Origin of the sequence: Acinetobacter sp. SWBY1, assembly GCF_002946595.1 — a bacterium.
Lineage (GTDB): Bacteria > Pseudomonadota > Gammaproteobacteria > Pseudomonadales > Moraxellaceae > Acinetobacter > Acinetobacter towneri.
Map to the genome: position 1 here is coordinate 2377029 of NZ_CP026616.1, position 17881 is coordinate 2394909.

Sequence of the window (17881 nt, forward strand, 5' to 3'; positions counted from 1 at the left end):
CCTGCTGCAATTACCCCACCGCTTTGCGTAACGATGTCGGCATTTTTATTTTCAGTTGTTGTACCAAATCGTAAATATGATGAATATTTAAACTGACTTTAGCACGTGTGCATGCCACGTACAGTAATCTTAATTCTTCATCGCTAATTTTATGCTCTTTGTCGTTCAGTTTAAATTGGTAGTCGTCTTCAATATGTACCCGATTCCATTCTAAACCTTTGGCTTTATGCGCTGTCGAAATAATATAGTCGGCTTGGTCAATTGGGGTGATTTTTGCCAACGCCCGTTTGAGTGGATTAGTACCATGATCATCCACCAGTTTGACCAAAGGTTTAATGTCGCTGCCATCGTTGGTTTCACAATATTCATGTACATCATGCCAAGAGTTAAACCATGCCAGTTCCGGAACGTCGGTCACACGTTTGCCTTGTTTGAGCATCGCGGCAGCATCCACAAAACGGTTTAAGCGCACATGGTCGGCTTGCAGACTGACTTTATCGCCATGCACTAAACCTGCCAGTAGCAGTTCCATGGCACGGGCGTTGGTACGGCATAAAATCGCATCACGCATTTTGGTATGGGGTTTGTTGACCACTTTGGAATGTAATTCTGGATTGCCCAAGAGTGGCACGGTTTCATTCAGCCCACCTAAAATGGCATTGGCGGTCAGGGCAATTTCTTCACCAAAACGGAACGATGTGGTCAGTCGTGATTCAGGCAAAGGTAATTGCTGCATGGCATTGATTGCACCACGCCAAGCATAGATTTGCTGATGCGCATCGCCCACATAAATCACTTGAGTATTACGTTGCTTGAGTAAAATGCCCAGCATGAGCGGGTCGGCATCTTGAGCTTCGTCAAACAGCACATAATCGGCAGGAATGTTGGGTTCAGACAAGGCCCAAAGTTTCAGATAAATATCGTGTCCAATGCCTGCCTGATGATTCGGGTCAATTGACTCCAACCAGCGTCGTTCTACCGCAGGATAAAGATGCTTTTGTAAGGTGTCGATGTCATCTGGATGCAACCAACTGGGTGCTTGTAAGTGTCGTGGGGCAGGGTATTGCGAACTGGTCGAGCAGAAATGACTCACGGCATTGGCCACCAAACTGGCTAAACGACTTGGCATCAACACATATTTTTCATAGCGTCCGCCCATCATACGTCTAAGGGTAATCGGTTCTAAACGATACTCTTTGGCAATAAAACTTGGACTTAAACGGGGTAGGCGTAATTTGTCGGTGACTCCACGTGGAACGCTGCGATATGCAAGCGAGTGAAATGTACGACAATCGACCTGACGATGAAATTTACTTTGTGCTTCTGCGGCAATGGCTTTGTTAAATGCCAAGTACATGCCACGCCGTTCTGGCATGGCATCACTGATCATTTGCAAAGTCGTGGTTTTACCTGTGCCTGCATAGGCAATCACTTTAAAAGATTTGCCCAAACGTGCATTATCTATAGCAGTGGCTTGCTCATAGGTCGGGCGAGGCTTGGTGATTACAGACACAGATCAGAGTTAGCTTTTCACGTTAATGGCTACGGTTGGCTTTTTCAACCAAGCCTGATAAACCTTGACGACGAGCCAATTCATTCAGTACCACTTGCGGTTCAATATCGAAATAACCCAACATGACAATGCTGTGGAACCATAAATCGGCCACTTCATAAATCAGGTCATTTTTGTTGTTGGCATTGGCTTCGGTGTTGAAATCTTTGGCGGCAATAATTGCTTCCACGGTTTCTTCACCTACTTTTTCCAAAATTTTATTCAAGCCTTTATGGTATAGCTTGGCTACATAAGATGAGTCAGGATTAGCGGTTTTGCGCTCGCTCATCATTTGCCCTAAATAAGCCAAAACTTCAACTTGTTCAGCTTGTGCTTTTGATTGGCTCATGGCTAAGGTGTGAGCATTGGCGGCTTGTTCACCATAAATTTGATTCGGGTCTTTCAGCTGTGCATCTACAATTTCCCAACCATTGGCGGTGAGTTTGCGATAGAAACAAGATTCACGCCCTGTGTGGCAAGCAATTCCACCATGTTGTTCAATTTGCAGGATAATCACATCGGCATCGCAGTCTAGACGAATCTCGTGCACAGTTTGAAAGTGTCCAGATTCTTCACCCTTGTGCCACAATTTATTGCGTGAACGTGAAAAATACACCGCCTGATTTTTTTCGGCAGTCAGTGCCAAGGCTTCACGGTTCATCCACGCCACCATCAACACACGTCCTGTTTGATGATGCTGTGCAATGGCAGGCACTAATCCTTGTTCGTTAAATTTTACTTCATCGAGCCATTGCAAGTTATTCATGAGTTGTTCACCAAAATTAATTTAAATTGTATGGACGCTATTTTCTGAGCGCACGATTTTGCATCGTCCCTATAGTGTACGTGATTCAAGACAATTTACCTAAATTATCTTGCCAGATTTGTACTGTCAAAGCGTTTGCATAAATTGAGGGAAGTTTTGTTTTTCCACCATTTCCAGAAATTCATCGCCCAAACGCTGACTTTCTGCCACCGATTGTTTCCATAAGCGAATGCGCTGTGCCTGATCTAAACCTTTTAAGGTGAAGTCTTTACGATCGGGCAAACGGCCTAAAGGCAAGCTGCTTAAATATTCTGCCGAAGGTGATAGCAAGAGTGTCCGGGCCTGATTTTCAGGATTGGCTTTACGATGCTTCAACATTTTATCAAACCAGCCAGGGGTAATGCTGTCGGTAAAGTGTGGGTACAGCACAATGCCCTGACTTTGGTAAGGTAAATCTAGATGGTAGTCAATTAAGCCACCATCCCGATAACTGCCCACGGGCGCATCAGGAATGTCACGAATAGCAGACATCACCCCGGGAATAGACGCTGAGGCGAGCAGCCACGGTGCGACATTCTGCTCATTCAGGGCTTGGTAATGGGTGACAAAATCATCCTCTACCATAAACTGCTGACCTTGCGCAGGTTGGCTGATGACACGCTGCATAAATAAGCGGTTGTGTTTGCGCGCAATGGCATTGCTGCCAATAATTCCAGCCACAGATGCTAGCAAAGGCAAGGCTTGGTCACTTTGGAAAATATGTTGAGCTTTGACGGAAATGACCGTGAGGTGATAGTCAGGATGCTGAATCAGTTGTTGTTGCTGTCCCTGAATCAGTTCAAACAGCATATTTTGACAAATCTCAGCGACTTCTTGGCGCGACATTTTTTTATGAAAATACAAGTTGGTATATAAATCGGACAGGCGTTCAGTGCCTTGTTTTGCGCCCCACGCCAAAATACTGGCAAAGCGCCAACTGCCAATTGAAGAACCGACCACAGTACGACGCTTTGGGGCTTGGGCAAAAAACTCGCCAAAAATAGCTTGGTCTAAGCCTTGAATGCCAATACCTTTGGGGCCGCCTGCTGCACCTGGAATAATATCGACGTGTTGGGCATGTAAGCCTTCTTGTTCAATCAGTTGGCGTGCCAGATGTCCTGCGCGAATATTGAGTGCAGGGGCACGTTTATGCAAAATCTGAGTCATGCTTGATCTATAACGCTACAAATGTGCATTAATTGTAGGTGTGGTGATATTTACAACAATGGCGAGAGGCATCACTTGGTGACTGATGAGTCATGCGGTAGTTTTTAGGATGAGTTAGAGAAAATCAGCGTGATAAAAAAGCCTGCTTTAAAACAGGCTTTCTAATTTTTTTATCGTCTAATCAGTTTGTTATCAAGCAATGTAGCTTTATTTGGCTATACGCCAAATCGCCAAGAAACTTGCCAACGCGATTAAAACAATAGAGACATACCACGGTGCAATAATCGCAATGGAGAGGAAAATGGCCATAATGCTGCCAAAAATCCAGCTGCGTTTTTGCTGATGTTCCATTTGTAGACGCATGCTTTGTAATTCATGCAATTGTTTGGAATGCCAAGCCGATTGGTTTTTTAAACCATTTAAACTGTCAATCATTAAACTTGGTAAGTCTTGCGCACCCAGTAACAGGTCGGGAATTTGCTGCCCAATTTCTTTGACATTTTTGACTGGATTCATATTGGCTTTAATCCAATCCGTTAAAATTGGTTTTGCCAGTTTCCAGATATCCAGTTCTGGATATAAGTCTGTGCCCAAGCCTTCAACATGCACCAATGTTTTCAGGAGTAGCATCAATTGCGGTGGAATTTCCAAATGGAAACGACGTGCAATATCCATGACCTGAATCAGAATGCCTGCAAAGTCCAATTCGTGCATCGGTTTAGACACCATTGGCCCGACAGTACGGCGCATTTCACGGGCGAGAGCATCTTGATCTGTGCCCGGTGGAATCCAACCTGCTTGGTGCACCACTTGAATCAGCTGCATAAAGTTGCTGTTCATCACCGCCAGCAACATACGTGCTACGGTCATTTGGTCATGCTTGGACAGCTCGCCCATAATCGCACAATCTAGCGCAATAAAACGCGGATTATTCGGATTGATGGTTTCCACAAAGACGTTGCCAGGATGCATATCGGCATGGAAAAAGTTGTCACGGAACACTTGGGTAAAGAAAATCGTGAGGCCTTTTTCTGCCAAATCGGCACGATTCATCCCCAAACGATCAAAGGTTGCCGTGTCGGAAATTGGCACACCTGTAATGCGCTCTGCCACCATCACATCTTTACTGTCCATATAGACTTCAGGCACGTACATCATGCTTGAGCCTGTAAAGTAGTGACGCATGCGGCGGGTGTTATCCGCTTCTAAGGTCAAATCCAGTTCGTTGAGAATAATTTGACGATAGTCCTGAATAATTTCAGATAAATGTAGAGCGCGTGCCGCTTCCAGACGTTTTTCCAGTGCTGCACCGAGCCATTCCAGAATTTCAAAATCTTGTAGAATTTGCTGGCGAATATCGGGACGGGTGACTTTAACGACGACTTCACGACCATCATGCAAGGCAGCGGTATGGACTTGCGCAATGGAGGCTGCTGCTAAAGGTTGCTCATCAAAACGGGCAAACAGGGTGTTGATGTCTGCCTTGAGCGATTGCTGAATTCGCATTTGTGCCACGTCAGAACCGAATGGTTTGACACGGTCTTGTAGCAACACCAATTGCTGTAAAACCTCAGGTGGAATCAGGTCGCGACGCGTAGACAGCAATTGCCCGAGCTTAATCGCCAATGGTCCCATTTCCTCTAAAGCTTCTTTGAGCTTCAGCGGGTTTTTACGTTCTTTACTTGACCAAGCGGCAGGGTGCATGCGAATAAAACTGAGCGCATGACGTGCTTTTTCTGGTAGTTCTTCCGCAGGAAACAACGTATCGAGTCTATAGTGCGCGGCAATGCGCCAAAGTTCGAGTAAACGTGAAACATGCGGAATCATAAAGACTTATTCCTAGGGCTGAGTGGAGTTTAAGGTGTTAGACGCGGTATCTGGCTGTGCATCAAGTTGCGCTTGTAGCTGTTGAATTTTGGCTTCGGCACGATCTAAATTTTGATTGAAAATTCGGGTATCCTGCTGCAAATCATCCATTTGCCAGCGTGGAGCAAATAAGCCAGTATCTTCTTTTAACGCATCTTCAGCAAAGAATAAATAACTTTCTAAAGAACGTTTTAAATGTTTCGGTGCCAGCTGGATTTTGCCAATTTCATGCGCCAAAGCAGGGCCAATCCACGGGCTCAAGTGTGCGGCCAAGTCTGGTTCAGCCTGCTGCATAATACGCTGTATATCTTGCAAAAGATGATAATCACCTTGCAATGGGATATTACCGACATCTTCAGCCAATAGCAGTTTGATCAGCTCAACCACATTTTTAACATGCAAGGTGGCCGTTGGCTCAGTCATGCTTGACTGCTGCTCGAATGGGCGTTGTTCAAAGATGGATGCGCTTTCAGTGTGTCCTGTTGGCGTCGGCTCCAGGCGAACCTTGCCATCGTCAAAAAACACATCGACAGAGAGCTGTGGAGAGTCAATCACCACACGCAACATTTTGCCTTTCAATTCATTGATCTGAATGCGAGTAATGGCATCCAGATCAATCATATGATGAATTAATCGTTCAACTGCACCGAGTGCCAGAATCGACCACATAGCATAAAACCTTAAAGTTTAAAGCCGCGGTGAACCGCCACAATACCACCCGTAAGATTGTGGTAGTCACAGTTCTGGAAACCGGCATTTTCCATCATGCCTTTTAAAGTGCGTTGATCTGGGTGCATACGAATAGATTCAGCCAAGTATTTGTAGCTTTCTGAGTCGTTTGCGACAATTTTACCCATCAATGGCAATGCTGTGAATGAATATAAATCGTAGAGTTTTGAGAACGGTTCAAATACTGGTTTTGAAAATTCTAAAATCAATAAACGACCACCCGGCTTGAGTACGCGGTACATCGCTGCCAAAGCTGCATCTTTATCGGTCACGTTACGTAAACCAAATGAAATAGTCAGTAAGTCAAAGCTGTTGTCTTCAAATGGTTCTAAAGTTTCGGCATTCGCCAACACGAAATCGACATTGGTACAGCCTGCATCAATTAGACGGTCACGGCCAACATTCAGCATAGATTCGTTAATATCTGACAGTACCACATGACCTGTAGGGCCAACTTCACGGCTAAAGACTTTGGCTAAGTCACCCGTACCGCCTGCAATGTCCAGTACACGCTGACCACGGCGTACGCCTGACATATTAATTGCAAAACGCTTCCATAAACGGTGAATACCAAATGACATTAAGTCATTCATAATGTCGTATTTGCTTGCAACCGAATGGAAGACTTCAGCGACTTTGTGGGCTTTATCTTCACTGCTAACGGTTTGATAGCCGAAGTGTGTGGTTGCACCGACATTGCCTGTATTAGCACCGCGCGGCAAATTATATTTTGGCACTGAACCCGTAACAGGTGTATCCGTTAATTTTTGTTCTAAAGATTGTTGCTGACCTTGTGGAGCGCCTTGTGGTAGAGCTTCGGTTAAGAATGGACTCACTTTGTCTGTTGGTTGTGCCGACTCGGGAGTAGCGGTAGGCGTTTGATTTTCATTCGACATTGGAGTCACTCCTCAGGATAAAAAGGCTTAAGGCTGCAGTGTATGCATGATGACAGATTCTAAGCACTTGTACAGTAATCATCATGCAATTGTTATGAATAATATACAGAAAAAACCAAAGATAGCGTAAGTGTGCTGAATAAGTGTTGGTTATTTCACACATTGGGATTATGAAAATGGATGTAAATCACCTGCATGTACTTTGGCAATAATTTCCCGTTCTGTGGTAGTAAATTGCTTCACAAATTTCTCTGCAGACTTTAATGGTTTCATGGCTAAAAAGCCATCTTGCATAAACTCATACATAATTTGAAAACTGTATTTTTGCGCCGCGCCTTTACACATTTTAAAAGCGGTATAGACCACAAAAGAGCGCATATATTTATCTAGGTTTTTACCCAGTTCATCCAACATATTTAATTGTTTTAAGCGTGCTTCGCCCTGATCGAGCTTTAAATAAGTCAGACGCATCATCTCATCATTTAAAGGCATATTTTCAGGATAGTCCTGTAGCAATTGTATCGCGACTTGTTCATCTAACTGCACTGCCAAAATCGCCAGACTTACCCCAGAAGTCCCTGTTTTTATTGCATTTTCAGGGATGATTTTTTCAGCTTTGTGTGCATATTTCAGTAGGCGAGCAATTTGACCTGCCAAAGCGTCAAAATCTGGACCGCCATATAAGCGGTTTAAAAAATATTCAGCCATCAAGACATTGTGCTTTTCGGCAAACTGTGTGGCATGGGTGCGTTGCATACGCTGTTTTTGCCATGCTTGAACATCTTGTAAGCGTTCAAAAAGCATAGGATTTTTATGATATTTAAATTGATAATACAGTTCTAACAGCTCATCTAAAGCAGCAAGTTTAGACATAGGGTGTCTCATTATTGAGTTGAATGGGCAAATCTTAATGTGAGTTTGATCTCGTCGCTATGACAAATTACACAGAATTCCAAACGGCAAAGGTCAGTGTGTGAGATTAATCTACAAAAATACGCGAAAAGTTGTTAAAAAATGGGTCGATATTCGTATACTGATCAAAGTCTGTCGCTTATTCTAATATCGTAAATATAGACGAATGATCAGCAGAGCTTAAATAACACAACAATAGGGTAGATGATGTCACAAGCACATACTGAATTTAAACTCATGGAAGAAGAACAACTTTCAGTCGAGCTAATTGAAGCCCAATATGCTTTAAAAAATACCAAAGGTGAAAAAAATGCCAAAAGTTTGCTGATTTTAGTGAGCGGCATTGAATTGGCGGGGAAAGGAGAGTCGGTCAAACAACTTAGGGAATGGGTCGATCCGCGTTATTTAAGGGTAAAAGCCGATGCGCCACACCCGTTTAATCCCAAACAGACACTTTGGCAGCCTTATGCACGTTTTATTCCTGCCGAAGGTCAAATTATGGTGATGTTTGGCAATTGGTATAGTGACTTATTAAGCACAGCCATGCATGTGTCTAAACAAATTGATGACACCATGTTTGATAACTATGTCGAAAAAATGCGTGCCTATGAAGAAGACTTAAAAAATAACCATGTGGATGTCATTAAAATCTGGTTCGATTTATCGTGGAAATCACTACAAAAACGACTAGATGATATGGAACCGAGCGAAGTGCATTGGCATAAATTGCACGGCTTGGATTGGCGCAATAAAAAGCAATATGACAGCTTGCAAAAGCTGCGCCAACGCTTTACCGATGACTGGATTATGATTGATTGCGAAGATGAAACCATCCGCGATCAACAATTTGCACAGCATATTTTACGTGCTTTAGAGCATTGTCCTGTGCATCCGACCAGTTCGGGCATCACTTGGCAAGCTGCAGAAATTCCAGAAGTTTTGCTTAATCCTGTATCTGAATCAGTCAATGAGGATGACTATAAAGCAGAGTTAAAGAAACTCACGAAAAAAGTGGCAGATGCACTGCGTTTAGATAACCGTAATGTCAGCATTGTTTTTGAAGGAATGGACGCAGCAGGCAAAGGCGGCGCGATTAAACGGATTGTAAAAAAACTGGATCCGCGTGAATACGAAATTTACACCATTAGTGCACCTGAAGCCTTTGAAATCAGTCGTCCTTATTTGTGGCGTTTTTGGACGAAAATTCTGCCTGAAGAAAAAATCAATATTTTTGACCGTTCTTGGTATGGTCGGGTATTGGTAGAACGTGTAGAAGGTTTGATTAGCCCACTGGAATGGCAGCGTTCTTATGACGAAATCAACCGTTTTGAAAAAGACTTAAATGATCATCAAACTGTCGTCATCAAATTTTGGTTAGCCATTAGTAAAGATGAGCAGGAGCTGCGTTTTAAAGCACGTCAGGAAACCGCACATAAGCGTTTTAAAATTACAGATGAAGACTGGCGCAACCGTAGCCGTTGGGATGATTATTTGGTGGCAGCGGCAGATATGCTGCAACGTACCAGTACCGAATATGCACCGTGGCACATCATTCCGAGTAATGATAAAAATGCAGCACGTTTGGAAATTTTAAGAACCATCTTGAAACAACTCAAGGCAGAATAATCTGCCTCGAGGATGCAAAGACTGCGTGTTAAGTTAGCTGAATTTGAGTCTGTTTAGTTTAAAAATTAAGCATTCACAACTTTGGCTTGTTTAAGCTGAATGCTTTTTGCCAGTTTATAGCTTTCTTCAACATGCGTTTCGGCAATTTTTTTCATAATAAAATAACCCAAACCTGCTGCCACCATTTGTCCACCCAATGGAATAAACTTGGTGACTTGTTTGGTGATGTACTTGGCTGCGACATTATTCAGGGATTTTTTTACTGCAGTACGCGCCACGACTAAGCCTGAAAATTCCACACCGCGTTTACGCAATTCGCTCCAGTGGACTTTTCGGGTTTCAGGATCATACACGCTGACTTCCTCAGGAGATAAGCCAAAACGTGCATTAATTTCTGGAATCAGTTGCGACAAGATGCCCACATCAATGACAACGTCTAAGAACGGCACAGGAATGACGGCTGCACCTGCAGAAAAATAGGCACGTTTTTTGACCAGTTTTAGGCATTCTGCACGAATCATTTCCAAGTCTAGGCTTGGATCAATACTGTCTGGAATTGTCTCTCTTTTTATCATAAGTACAACCTTAAAATGGCGGATAATCGTATGCTGTTTGGTAAATTAAACCACTTTATTCAAAGCACTTTTTGAATAAAGTAGGCAATAAAAGTATGCTTGTAAAGTGGCATACACCGTTGTAAGTGTATAGCCAATAATCTTTATTCTTTTGTTGTGCTTGAGGCAAATGATAGATCAACGGCCTTCTAGTACATTTAATACATTCTTATTCAAAATAAATTAAAGGATACCTTATGGCGATTCATGTCATACAAAGCCAACGTATAGAAGTTTTAGTCAATGAAATGCTGAAAACCATACGTCAACCGACATCGAATCCGCTTCAGGTGCTACAAACCCAGCATTTTATTGTGCCTTCAGTGGCAGTAGAAAAGTGGCTGACGGAAAAAATAGCCGAGCAAAAAGGCATTAGTGCCAATACTGAATTTCATCATCGTATTCGTGCCTTTCAATGGGCCGCTTATCAGGCAGTTTTAGACGATAAAGATCGGGTGCGTCAGGCAAATATTCCGCGTATTGTGATGCAATGGCGTGTGTTTTATGACTTACAACCGTGGATACAACACAAACAAAACCCACTTCCTGCCGAGCATGCTTTACATCGTTTGATTCAGCGAATTTATGACAGCGCAGAGCAATTGTCACAGGGTTTAGAAAAGCAGCTCAAAAAGCAAAACATGCTGTATTGGGTGGCAGATAAAGTTTCACGTTTATTTAGCAATTACATGGTTTATCGTGGTTTTTGCCAAAAAGGCTGCGAGGGTGTCTGCCAATGTCAAAGCAATTGGTTAGCGGTTTGGGGACAGCAGAAACGCCTGAACTTAAAGCAGCAAATTTATATCCCTAAAAACTTTGAGAGCGAAGAAGAAAAACAAGCGGCATTGGAAATAGCCGCATTTACTCAAGAGCAAGCCGAAGAATTAGAGCAATGGCAAAGTTGGTTGTGGTTGCATATTTTTCATGCAGATTTTGAAAAAATGCAGGAGATTGATCTGCAATTTTGGCAAGCTTTGGGCGAGCCTGAAAATCCAAATTCGTGTATTAACAAATTACCCAAACAGTTGGTGATTTTTACCTTATTGGATTTGCCGCCAAGTCAGTTGCTGTTTATCCGCCGTTTGGCGCAGTATATGGATATTTTTATTCTGCATTACAACCCATCGCAAGAATATTGGGCAGACATGGTCGATCCTAAGTGGAAATTAAACATGGATGCGCGAATCAAAAGTCGCTTTATTCGCGAGATGGAAAGTCAAAATAAAACTGTAAGCGATGATGATATTGCTGCGTATATCAAAAAATATAATGGTGAATTTAATGCCGATATGCGCGAGTCACATCATCCCTTGCTGACACGCTTTGGTAAACAGGCACGTGATCACTTTTCTTTATTGGCGGCGTTGTCGAGTGGTGATGAAGGCGAGTGGTATGATCTTTTCCCTGAAGAAGAGCCGCAACATTTACTTGGCAAAATTCAATCGGATGTATTGAATTTGGTTGAGCCAGTCGCGCAAGCGTATGACTTAGACCCTGCCGATGAGTCATTGCAAATTCATGTGTGTCATTCAAGTTTACGTCAGCTTGAGGTACTTAAAGATCGTTTAATTGCATGGCTAGGACAAGATGACAGCCGCCAAGCCAGTGATATTTTGGTGTTGAGTCCGAAACTCAAAGAACAAGAATCTTTAATTCGCAGCGTATTTGCTGCACCGCCAAGTGAACGTGATCTCTATCAGAAAGGACAACAAAAAGCACAGCAGAATCAAGCTACTTTAGGGCATCAACTCAGTCAAGATAGTGTGTATTTGCCTATTCAAATAGCAGGTATCAGCTCTTTAGATATTCACAATGCTTGGCGTGCGGTGGTTGGGCGTATAGCGTTGGTACAAGGACGTTTTAGCTTTGAGGAGTTTGGTGACTGGTTGAGTTTAGCTGCCACACAACAGCGTTATGCCTTGAATTTAAACAATATTGAGCGCATGAATGAGTTGTTGGCCAATGCAGGTTTTAAACGTGGTTTAGATGCCGAGCATTTAAAACGCAGCCTGAGTGCAGATGATCAAGATTATCGGTTCAGCTTAAAGTTTGCTTTAGATCGTTTGGCTTTGGGCGTTGCAGTGCCAGAGCATTGCGTGGTTCAGCACACTTTAAGTTATGCCGATGTGCAAAGTAGCGATTTTGAATTGATTTTTAAACTGGTTCAAATTTATCAGGATTTTGCACAGCGCCGTGATTGGCTAATTCAGCATGAATTGGGGCAAGCCAAAACGGTGGAATATTGGCTTAAACAACTGATGCAAGACCTGAGTGAGTTTCAGGATGCAGGGGTAGATGTGTTGGCATCGGTGTTTAGTTTGGTGCAAAAACATGACCGTATGCTGACCTTAGCCAGTTATTTTGATGTGCAGTCGGGTCAAGATTTGCGTCATTTAAGCTTACCGCTGGATTATATTCTGCAAGAAATTTCAGCCCAGCTCGAAACCCAACTCGAACAAGCCAGTCCATCGGGCGCCATTACCTTTAGCCAAATTGGTGCAATTCGTCCACTGCCGTATAAGCTGATTGTGATGCTGAATTTGGACAATGGCGTGTTCCCAAGTCGTGACCAGCAATTGGCTTTTGATTTGATGCAATTATTAAAACCACAACTCGGAGATCGTTCACGCATTGAGGATGATCAAGGGGCATTTTTAGATAGTTTATTGTTGGCGCAAGACAGTGTTTGGTTATTTTATAACGGTTTTGATGTCAGTGATGGCGAGGTGCGCGATCCATCCGTGCTGGTGCAGGAATTTGTGCAGCATTTGGAGTTGATTGTGAAACATCCCGATGAAGCTAGCGATTCACGCTTAAATTTGAATGGTGTCGAGATTCCCGCACAATTGAAATCTCTTTATCACTTACATAGTTTGCAACCTTTTGATCAACTGCGTTTTGCCGAAAGCCGTGAAGTTCGCTTTAAAGATCAATGGTATCGGGTTGCCAAACAAATGCAGCAAGAAACCACACCACGCGAAGCATGGTTTGGTGAATATCCATTATTGCCACAAGACGTGGTGGTACTCGACAGTATGCAATGGATTCGAGATGTATGTTTCCCTGCACGTGCCTATTTAAAAGCGATTGGAGTCGAAAATTTACAATCCGACACTGCTGCAATGAACCATGAGCCACTGATTTTAAATGGCTTGGAAAAATATAGTGTGCGTGATTTTTTACTCCAACATGGCACGCAAGATGCAGAAAGCTTGTTGCAAGATACTTTACCTGTGGGCAAAACTTTAAATGCCACGTTTAAAACGGGACTGCAAGAACAGCAATATTTACGTGACATACTGCAGCAGTTTGCAGATGAGGCAACCGCAACAACGCAACAGCTTTGGAAAATGAATCCGCATTTGCATATCCGTATTCAAGTGCCTGAACAGCCTACAAAGCTTTGGTGTAGCGTGGTGGCAGCGAGTGCCAGACCAAAAAAATATGCCGAAGTATGGTTGGAATATCTGTTCTGGGTGGCTTATCAGAACACAGAACAGCAAGATTTAGAGCGGATTGTGGTGTGTAAAGATGCGGTGATTCATTTTGCCAATATCCATGCACAGCAAGCACACGAGTATTTAGCCCAGTGGTTTGAGTTCTGGAAACACGCACAGCAATATCCTGTGTTATTGCCTGCGGCTTTGGTTTTAAAAATGAAAGATAAAAAAGAATTTGAAATTCAGTGGGATGAAGCTCAGTCCGATCAAGTTTTGAATATGGAAAGCTTCGTAAAACATTGGCATGACGGTGCTAGGAGGAGCTTTATTGATGAAAGTGAGAAAAATCACCCAGACTGGTCATTTATTTTTCAAGACAGTGAAACTGAACCGTTGTTGATTGAGGCATTTCAGCAATATAGCCATCGACTGTATCAGCCCATCATTGAAAATTATGAATCTGCGAAAAATCTTCAAAAACAAGGGGAATCTGCGTGAACTCATCTAGCCCATTCCCAATTTGTTATGACCCAATTCAAGAGATGCAATTTAAAGGCTTGCATTGGATTGAAGCATCGGCAGGTACAGGCAAAACCTATACTTTATCTAGTTTGATGGTGCGGATTTTCCTGAAAGATTATTTGCCTAATCAGGTGATTGCGACCACATTTACCCGTGCCGCAGCAGCCGAGCTAAAAAGTCGTATTCGTGCACGTTTGCTTGAAACCCAACAATATATCGATCAGTGTTTAAACCAGTCTTTAGATCAGCGTGCCCTTGCAGAGAAAATTACACAACTACAAGACCCTTTACTCAAACATATTTTGCAGAAATATCGTTTAAAACTGGACTATGCCAGTTCACGTTTGAAGTTGGTGAGTGCGCAACTGGATGAGCTATTTGTAGGAACATTAGATAGCTTTAGCCAAAAATTATTGCGTGAATTTTCCTTTGAAAGTGGCAAAATTGAGCGCGCCAATATTACTGACCAAGCATCGGTCTATACCGAACAATTGGTGCATGATGTGCTGCGTGAATGGATTCAGGCACAGCCTCAGCATGTTGTGGACTATATGCTGTTATGTGGGCGGTTGAAATCGGCAGCCGATTATGAGGGTTTGGTCAATACCAGTTTAAATTTTGCATCGGCAGAGATTCAAGGCATAGATCAGGCACAGTTGGAGGTTCAGGATTTAGCAGAGGCGTTGCAGAATTTAGCCAGTATCACCATGACGCAAATTGAAGAATTAAAAGAATATTATGATGGTGAATATAGCTTTAATTTTTCCCATTATGTCGCGGGGAGTGATAAGAAGGGGTTGCAGCCACTATTTACAGTGACTTTGCCAAAACTGATTGAAAAAATTAAGCACAGCCCTTTAGAACATTATTTTAATTCACATCTTGCCGCATTGTTTAATGCGGTCTTTGCACTATATTTGAACCAAGACGGTAAGCTCAGAAAATCAATTTTTAACAAAGCGAAAGCACCATGTACGCAAGAGGTGCAAGATGCTTTTTTTGATCATCCTGTGATCCGAAAAATCAAAGCAGTGGTGGATGCCAAACTTAATTTTGAGCGTCAAATTGAATTGGTGGAGACCAATTTAAAATTCTATTTGGTACAACACGTCAAGCAGCGTTTACCGCAACTTTTACAGCAAAAAGGGGAAACCACTTTTGCCCAACAAATTCGCAGCTTAGCCGAAGCGTTGCAGGGCGAACGTGGGCAGCGTTTTGCGCAGTTTGTGCATACCCGTTATCCACTGATTTTGGTGGATGAGTTTCAGGACACCAACCAAGATCAAGACGACATGCTGGCGCAAATTTGGCGTAATCCGAAGTGGTATGCGCGCGGTTGCATGATTATGGTGGGCGATCCTAAGCAGGCGATTTATGGTTTTCGCGGTGGCGATATGCTGACCTATAACAATGCCCGTGATGACGTGCTGAAAAAGCAAGGTCGCATTTATTCACTCAGACAAAATCATCGTTCAGTGAAAGAGTTGGTCTGTGTGGTGGACGAGCTATTTCAACGCCAACCCGCTTTTGGTGAGAAAGTGATTTATGAACCTGTCATTGCAGGTTCACGTCCTCATCCTGCTTTAATGGATCGGCAACAGGCCAATCCCGCACCGCTGCGTTGGGTAACGGTGGAACATGATCAGGATGAGTCCATTCAAATTGCACGAAAAATTCGCGAGTTATTAAATCAAGGCATTGCAGGCGATTTATATTTTGATCACTCTTCAGGCAAAGTCGCTTTACAAGCCGATGATATTGCGATTTTATCGACCAGTCATCAAAAGCTTGATCAAGCCCAATATGAGCTTGAGCGAATTGGAGTTCAGGTCAATAGAAGTAGCCAGCGCAGTGTTTTTACAGGCTTTTTGGCCAAAGATGTGGCAGCAATTTTAACTGCAATTTTACATCCTTATGATGAAGCCAAGGTCAAACGCGCCTTGTTGACACGTTTGTTGGGTTATAACCTGCAACAGTTGATTGAGCTTGAGCAACAAGGTTTGGGTCAGTTTATTTATGACTTCGATTGCATTCGTGAAATGTGGGTGAATAAAGGCTTTTTAACCGCATGGAATTACTGCCTGAACTTATTTAAAGTTTGGGAAAACTTGGTGGCAAAACGCAGTTTTGACAATGAACGGCATGTGGTGAATTTACGCCATTTAACCGAATTACTGAGTCGTCAAAGTGAGCGTCATCAAGGGGCTTATATGCTGTATTACTGGTATTTACAGCAAGTCGAATCTCCTGCTAAACGCGACTGGGAAATTGAGCGAAAGCTTTCCAATGCGGCAGGCGTGAAACTGATGAGCATTCACCAGTCCAAAGGCTTAGAATTTAAAGTCGTGTTTTTGATGTCGGTAGATCAGTCCCCCAAATCTGACAAGTCTGCTTTGGTGTTTGCAACGCAGGAAGAGCAAGGCATTGAGCAACGTGTCATTGCTATTAAACATAAAGACATAGATGCCACAGCAACGCAGCAGCACAGTGAGCGCCGTTTGGCAGAGTTGAATCGGCTTTGGTATGTGGCACTCACCCGTGCCAGTTATAGGGTCTATGCGATGCTAAAACAGCCTACGCCTGCAAAAGAAGGTAAAAAAGAGGCTGCACCAAAATCTGCTGGTTTAAATGTCTGGCGTTTACAAGCGCCAAGTTCAGCAGAAATTGCAGCAGCATGGAGCTGTGATGAAGCACCTCTGACACAATTGGCGGCAGCATTACAACTTGAACAAGTGCAAGAAATTAAGATTGAAGCTGCAGATTTTCCGCAGCGTCGTTTTTATCCACGAACCAAAACCAGTTTTAGTGGCTTGGCACAACATTTACCTGCCGCCATGCGTAGCGATACTTTGGCATTGGCAAGCGAGGAGCAGGCTGCTGCTGCCGACGAAATCAATCAGGAACCTGTCGAAACGGAACAGGAAATCGTACAGGTGGCTCAACCGATTGCATGGATCAAAGCTAATTTTCAGCGTGGTACTCAAGCGGGGAGTTTTTTACATAAACTCTTTGAATATATCGACTTTCAAGCCAGTCATGATGACATTTTTGAAGAAGTCAAACGCCGTTTTCATAACGACAAAGAGTTTAATTCCGATGTGTTATTGGCAGACTTGATGGCAAAACTCGACACTGCCAAAGGCAGCGCGACTGTGCAGGAACCAGATATTTTTGCGCACATGACCGAGTGGCTGAAGGATGTGTTGAATACTCCTTTGCACGATACTTTCCAGCTTTCCGCCTTATCTACTGCACATTATTTATCAGAGTTTCCATTCTATTTGGCGTTGGCAGATCAGCGCTTATTTATTCAAGCAATTCAGCAATTGTTTGAAGATGCGGGACATCCTATTCAAGATTTAAATGAAGCCGCTACTGCGCGTTATCTGACAGGCTCAATTGACTTGGTTTATTTTGATGGGCAGTGTTATCACATTGCCGACTATAAGAGTAATTATTTGGGTGCCGATCAGCGCGATTATGAAAAAACCAACCTTGAACACAACATGACCCAATCGAGTTATTGGTTACAAGCGGCCTTGTATTTGGTGGCGTTGCACCGTTATTTGGGCAGTCGTTTGCAAGATTATGATATTCGGCAACATTTGGGTGGAGCCAGTTATTTGTATTTGCGTGGTATGCAGGGGCAAGCAGGGCAAGGGGTTTGTCATTGGCGGCCAGATGCGGAATTTATTCTGCAACTAGATCAAATATTGGGTTACTTTGAACTTAAAAAATAACGCTAAGTCAGC

The 17881-nt window shown here is 43.2% G+C and carries 11 protein-coding genes; 3 read left to right on the forward strand and 8 right to left on the reverse strand.

Translation table 11 applies throughout. The features are described from left to right. Positions 1-10 precede the first annotated feature (10 nt). From C3Y93_RS11435 to C3Y93_RS11465, 7 genes are all read right to left on the reverse strand, one after another. Positions 11-1513 carry a UvrD-helicase domain-containing protein gene (locus tag C3Y93_RS11435; RefSeq protein ID WP_004975892.1) on the reverse strand — a complete coding sequence of 501 codons (1503 nt, stop codon included), beginning with the start codon at positions 1511-1513 and terminating at the stop codon, positions 11-13. Positions 1514-1535: 22 nt separating this feature from the next. Then, complete coding sequence (gene hisIE, locus C3Y93_RS11440) at positions 1536-2318, reverse strand: bifunctional phosphoribosyl-AMP cyclohydrolase/phosphoribosyl-ATP diphosphatase HisIE (RefSeq protein ID WP_004975893.1); 783 nt, start codon at positions 2316-2318, stop codon at positions 1536-1538. Positions 2319-2444: 126 nt separating this feature from the next. Then, positions 2445-3524 carry a patatin-like phospholipase family protein gene (locus C3Y93_RS11445; protein ID WP_004975897.1) on the reverse strand — a complete coding sequence of 360 codons (1080 nt, stop codon included), beginning with the start codon at positions 3522-3524 and terminating at the stop codon, positions 2445-2447. Positions 3525-3731: 207 nt separating this feature from the next. Then, on the reverse strand, positions 3732-5351 hold the full coding sequence (locus tag C3Y93_RS11450; RefSeq protein ID WP_096901336.1) for an ABC1 kinase family protein: 1620 nt from the start codon (positions 5349-5351) through the stop codon (positions 3732-3734). A 12-nt stretch (positions 5352-5363) separates the two neighbouring features. Then, the gene (locus tag C3Y93_RS11455) at positions 5364-6059 is read right to left on the reverse strand and encodes a ubiquinone biosynthesis accessory factor UbiJ (protein WP_104852963.1); all 696 of its coding nucleotides are present in this window, start codon (positions 6057-6059) and stop codon (positions 5364-5366) included. Positions 6060-6070: 11 nt separating this feature from the next. Next, complete coding sequence (gene ubiE, locus C3Y93_RS11460; protein ID WP_104852964.1) at positions 6071-7015, reverse strand: bifunctional demethylmenaquinone methyltransferase/2-methoxy-6-polyprenyl-1,4-benzoquinol methylase UbiE; 945 nt, start codon at positions 7013-7015, stop codon at positions 6071-6073. A gap of 168 nt (positions 7016-7183) precedes the next feature. Further along, positions 7184-7888, reverse strand: a complete 705-nt coding sequence (locus tag C3Y93_RS11465; RefSeq protein ID WP_104852965.1) for an FFLEELY motif protein — start codon at positions 7886-7888, stop codon at positions 7184-7186. A gap of 246 nt (positions 7889-8134) precedes the next feature. Here C3Y93_RS11465 and C3Y93_RS11470 point away from each other — a divergent pair, with 246 nt between their 5' ends. After that, positions 8135-9553 (forward strand): phosphate--AMP phosphotransferase, encoded by a 1419-nt coding sequence (locus C3Y93_RS11470; RefSeq protein ID WP_104852966.1) that lies wholly within the window; start codon positions 8135-8137, stop codon positions 9551-9553. A 65-nt stretch (positions 9554-9618) separates the two neighbouring features. On the opposite strand, the gene C3Y93_RS11475 is transcribed toward C3Y93_RS11470, so the two are convergent. Then, positions 9619-10128, reverse strand: coding sequence for a hypothetical protein (locus C3Y93_RS11475; protein ID WP_416224606.1), 510 nt, complete (start codon positions 10126-10128; stop codon positions 9619-9621). 236 nt (positions 10129-10364) lie between these two features. On the opposite strand from C3Y93_RS11475, the gene C3Y93_RS11480 reads away from it, so the two are divergent. Both C3Y93_RS11480 and C3Y93_RS11485 read left to right on the forward strand, forming a co-directional pair. Continuing rightward, positions 10365-14105, forward strand: a complete 3741-nt coding sequence (locus C3Y93_RS11480) for an exodeoxyribonuclease V subunit gamma (protein ID WP_104852967.1) — start codon at positions 10365-10367, stop codon at positions 14103-14105. A 44-nt stretch (positions 14106-14149) separates the two neighbouring features. Further along, positions 14150-17869, forward strand: coding sequence for a UvrD-helicase domain-containing protein (locus C3Y93_RS11485; protein ID WP_104853288.1), 3720 nt, complete (start codon positions 14150-14152; stop codon positions 17867-17869). Positions 17870-17881: the final 12 nt, after the last annotated feature.

What these genes read in the sequence shown, in the direction of transcription:
- hisIE (WP_004975893.1), bottom strand. Translation starts at nt 2,318, where the DNA reads ATGAATAACTTGCAATGGCTCGATGAAGTAAAATTTAACGAACAAGGA.
- C3Y93_RS11445 (WP_004975897.1), bottom strand. Translation starts at nt 3,524, where the DNA reads ATGACTCAGATTTTGCATAAACGTGCCCCTGCACTCAATATTCGCGCA.
- C3Y93_RS11450 (WP_096901336.1), bottom strand. Translation starts at nt 5,351, where the DNA reads ATGATTCCGCATGTTTCACGTTTACTCGAACTTTGGCGCATTGCCGCG.
- C3Y93_RS11455 (WP_104852963.1), bottom strand. Translation starts at nt 6,059, where the DNA reads ATGTGGTCGATTCTGGCACTCGGTGCAGTTGAACGATTAATTCATCAT.
- ubiE (WP_104852964.1), bottom strand. Translation starts at nt 7,015, where the DNA reads ATGTCGAATGAAAATCAAACGCCTACCGCTACTCCCGAGTCGGCACAA.
- C3Y93_RS11465 (WP_104852965.1), bottom strand. Translation starts at nt 7,888, where the DNA reads ATGTCTAAACTTGCTGCTTTAGATGAGCTGTTAGAACTGTATTATCAA.
- C3Y93_RS11470 (WP_104852966.1), top strand. Translation starts at nt 8,135, where the DNA reads ATGTCACAAGCACATACTGAATTTAAACTCATGGAAGAAGAACAACTT.
- C3Y93_RS11475 (WP_416224606.1), bottom strand. Translation starts at nt 10,128, where the DNA reads ATGATAAAAAGAGAGACAATTCCAGACAGTATTGATCCAAGCCTAGAC.
- C3Y93_RS11480 (WP_104852967.1), top strand. Translation starts at nt 10,365, where the DNA reads ATGGCGATTCATGTCATACAAAGCCAACGTATAGAAGTTTTAGTCAAT.
- C3Y93_RS11485 (WP_104853288.1), top strand. Translation starts at nt 14,150, where the DNA reads ATGCAATTTAAAGGCTTGCATTGGATTGAAGCATCGGCAGGTACAGGC.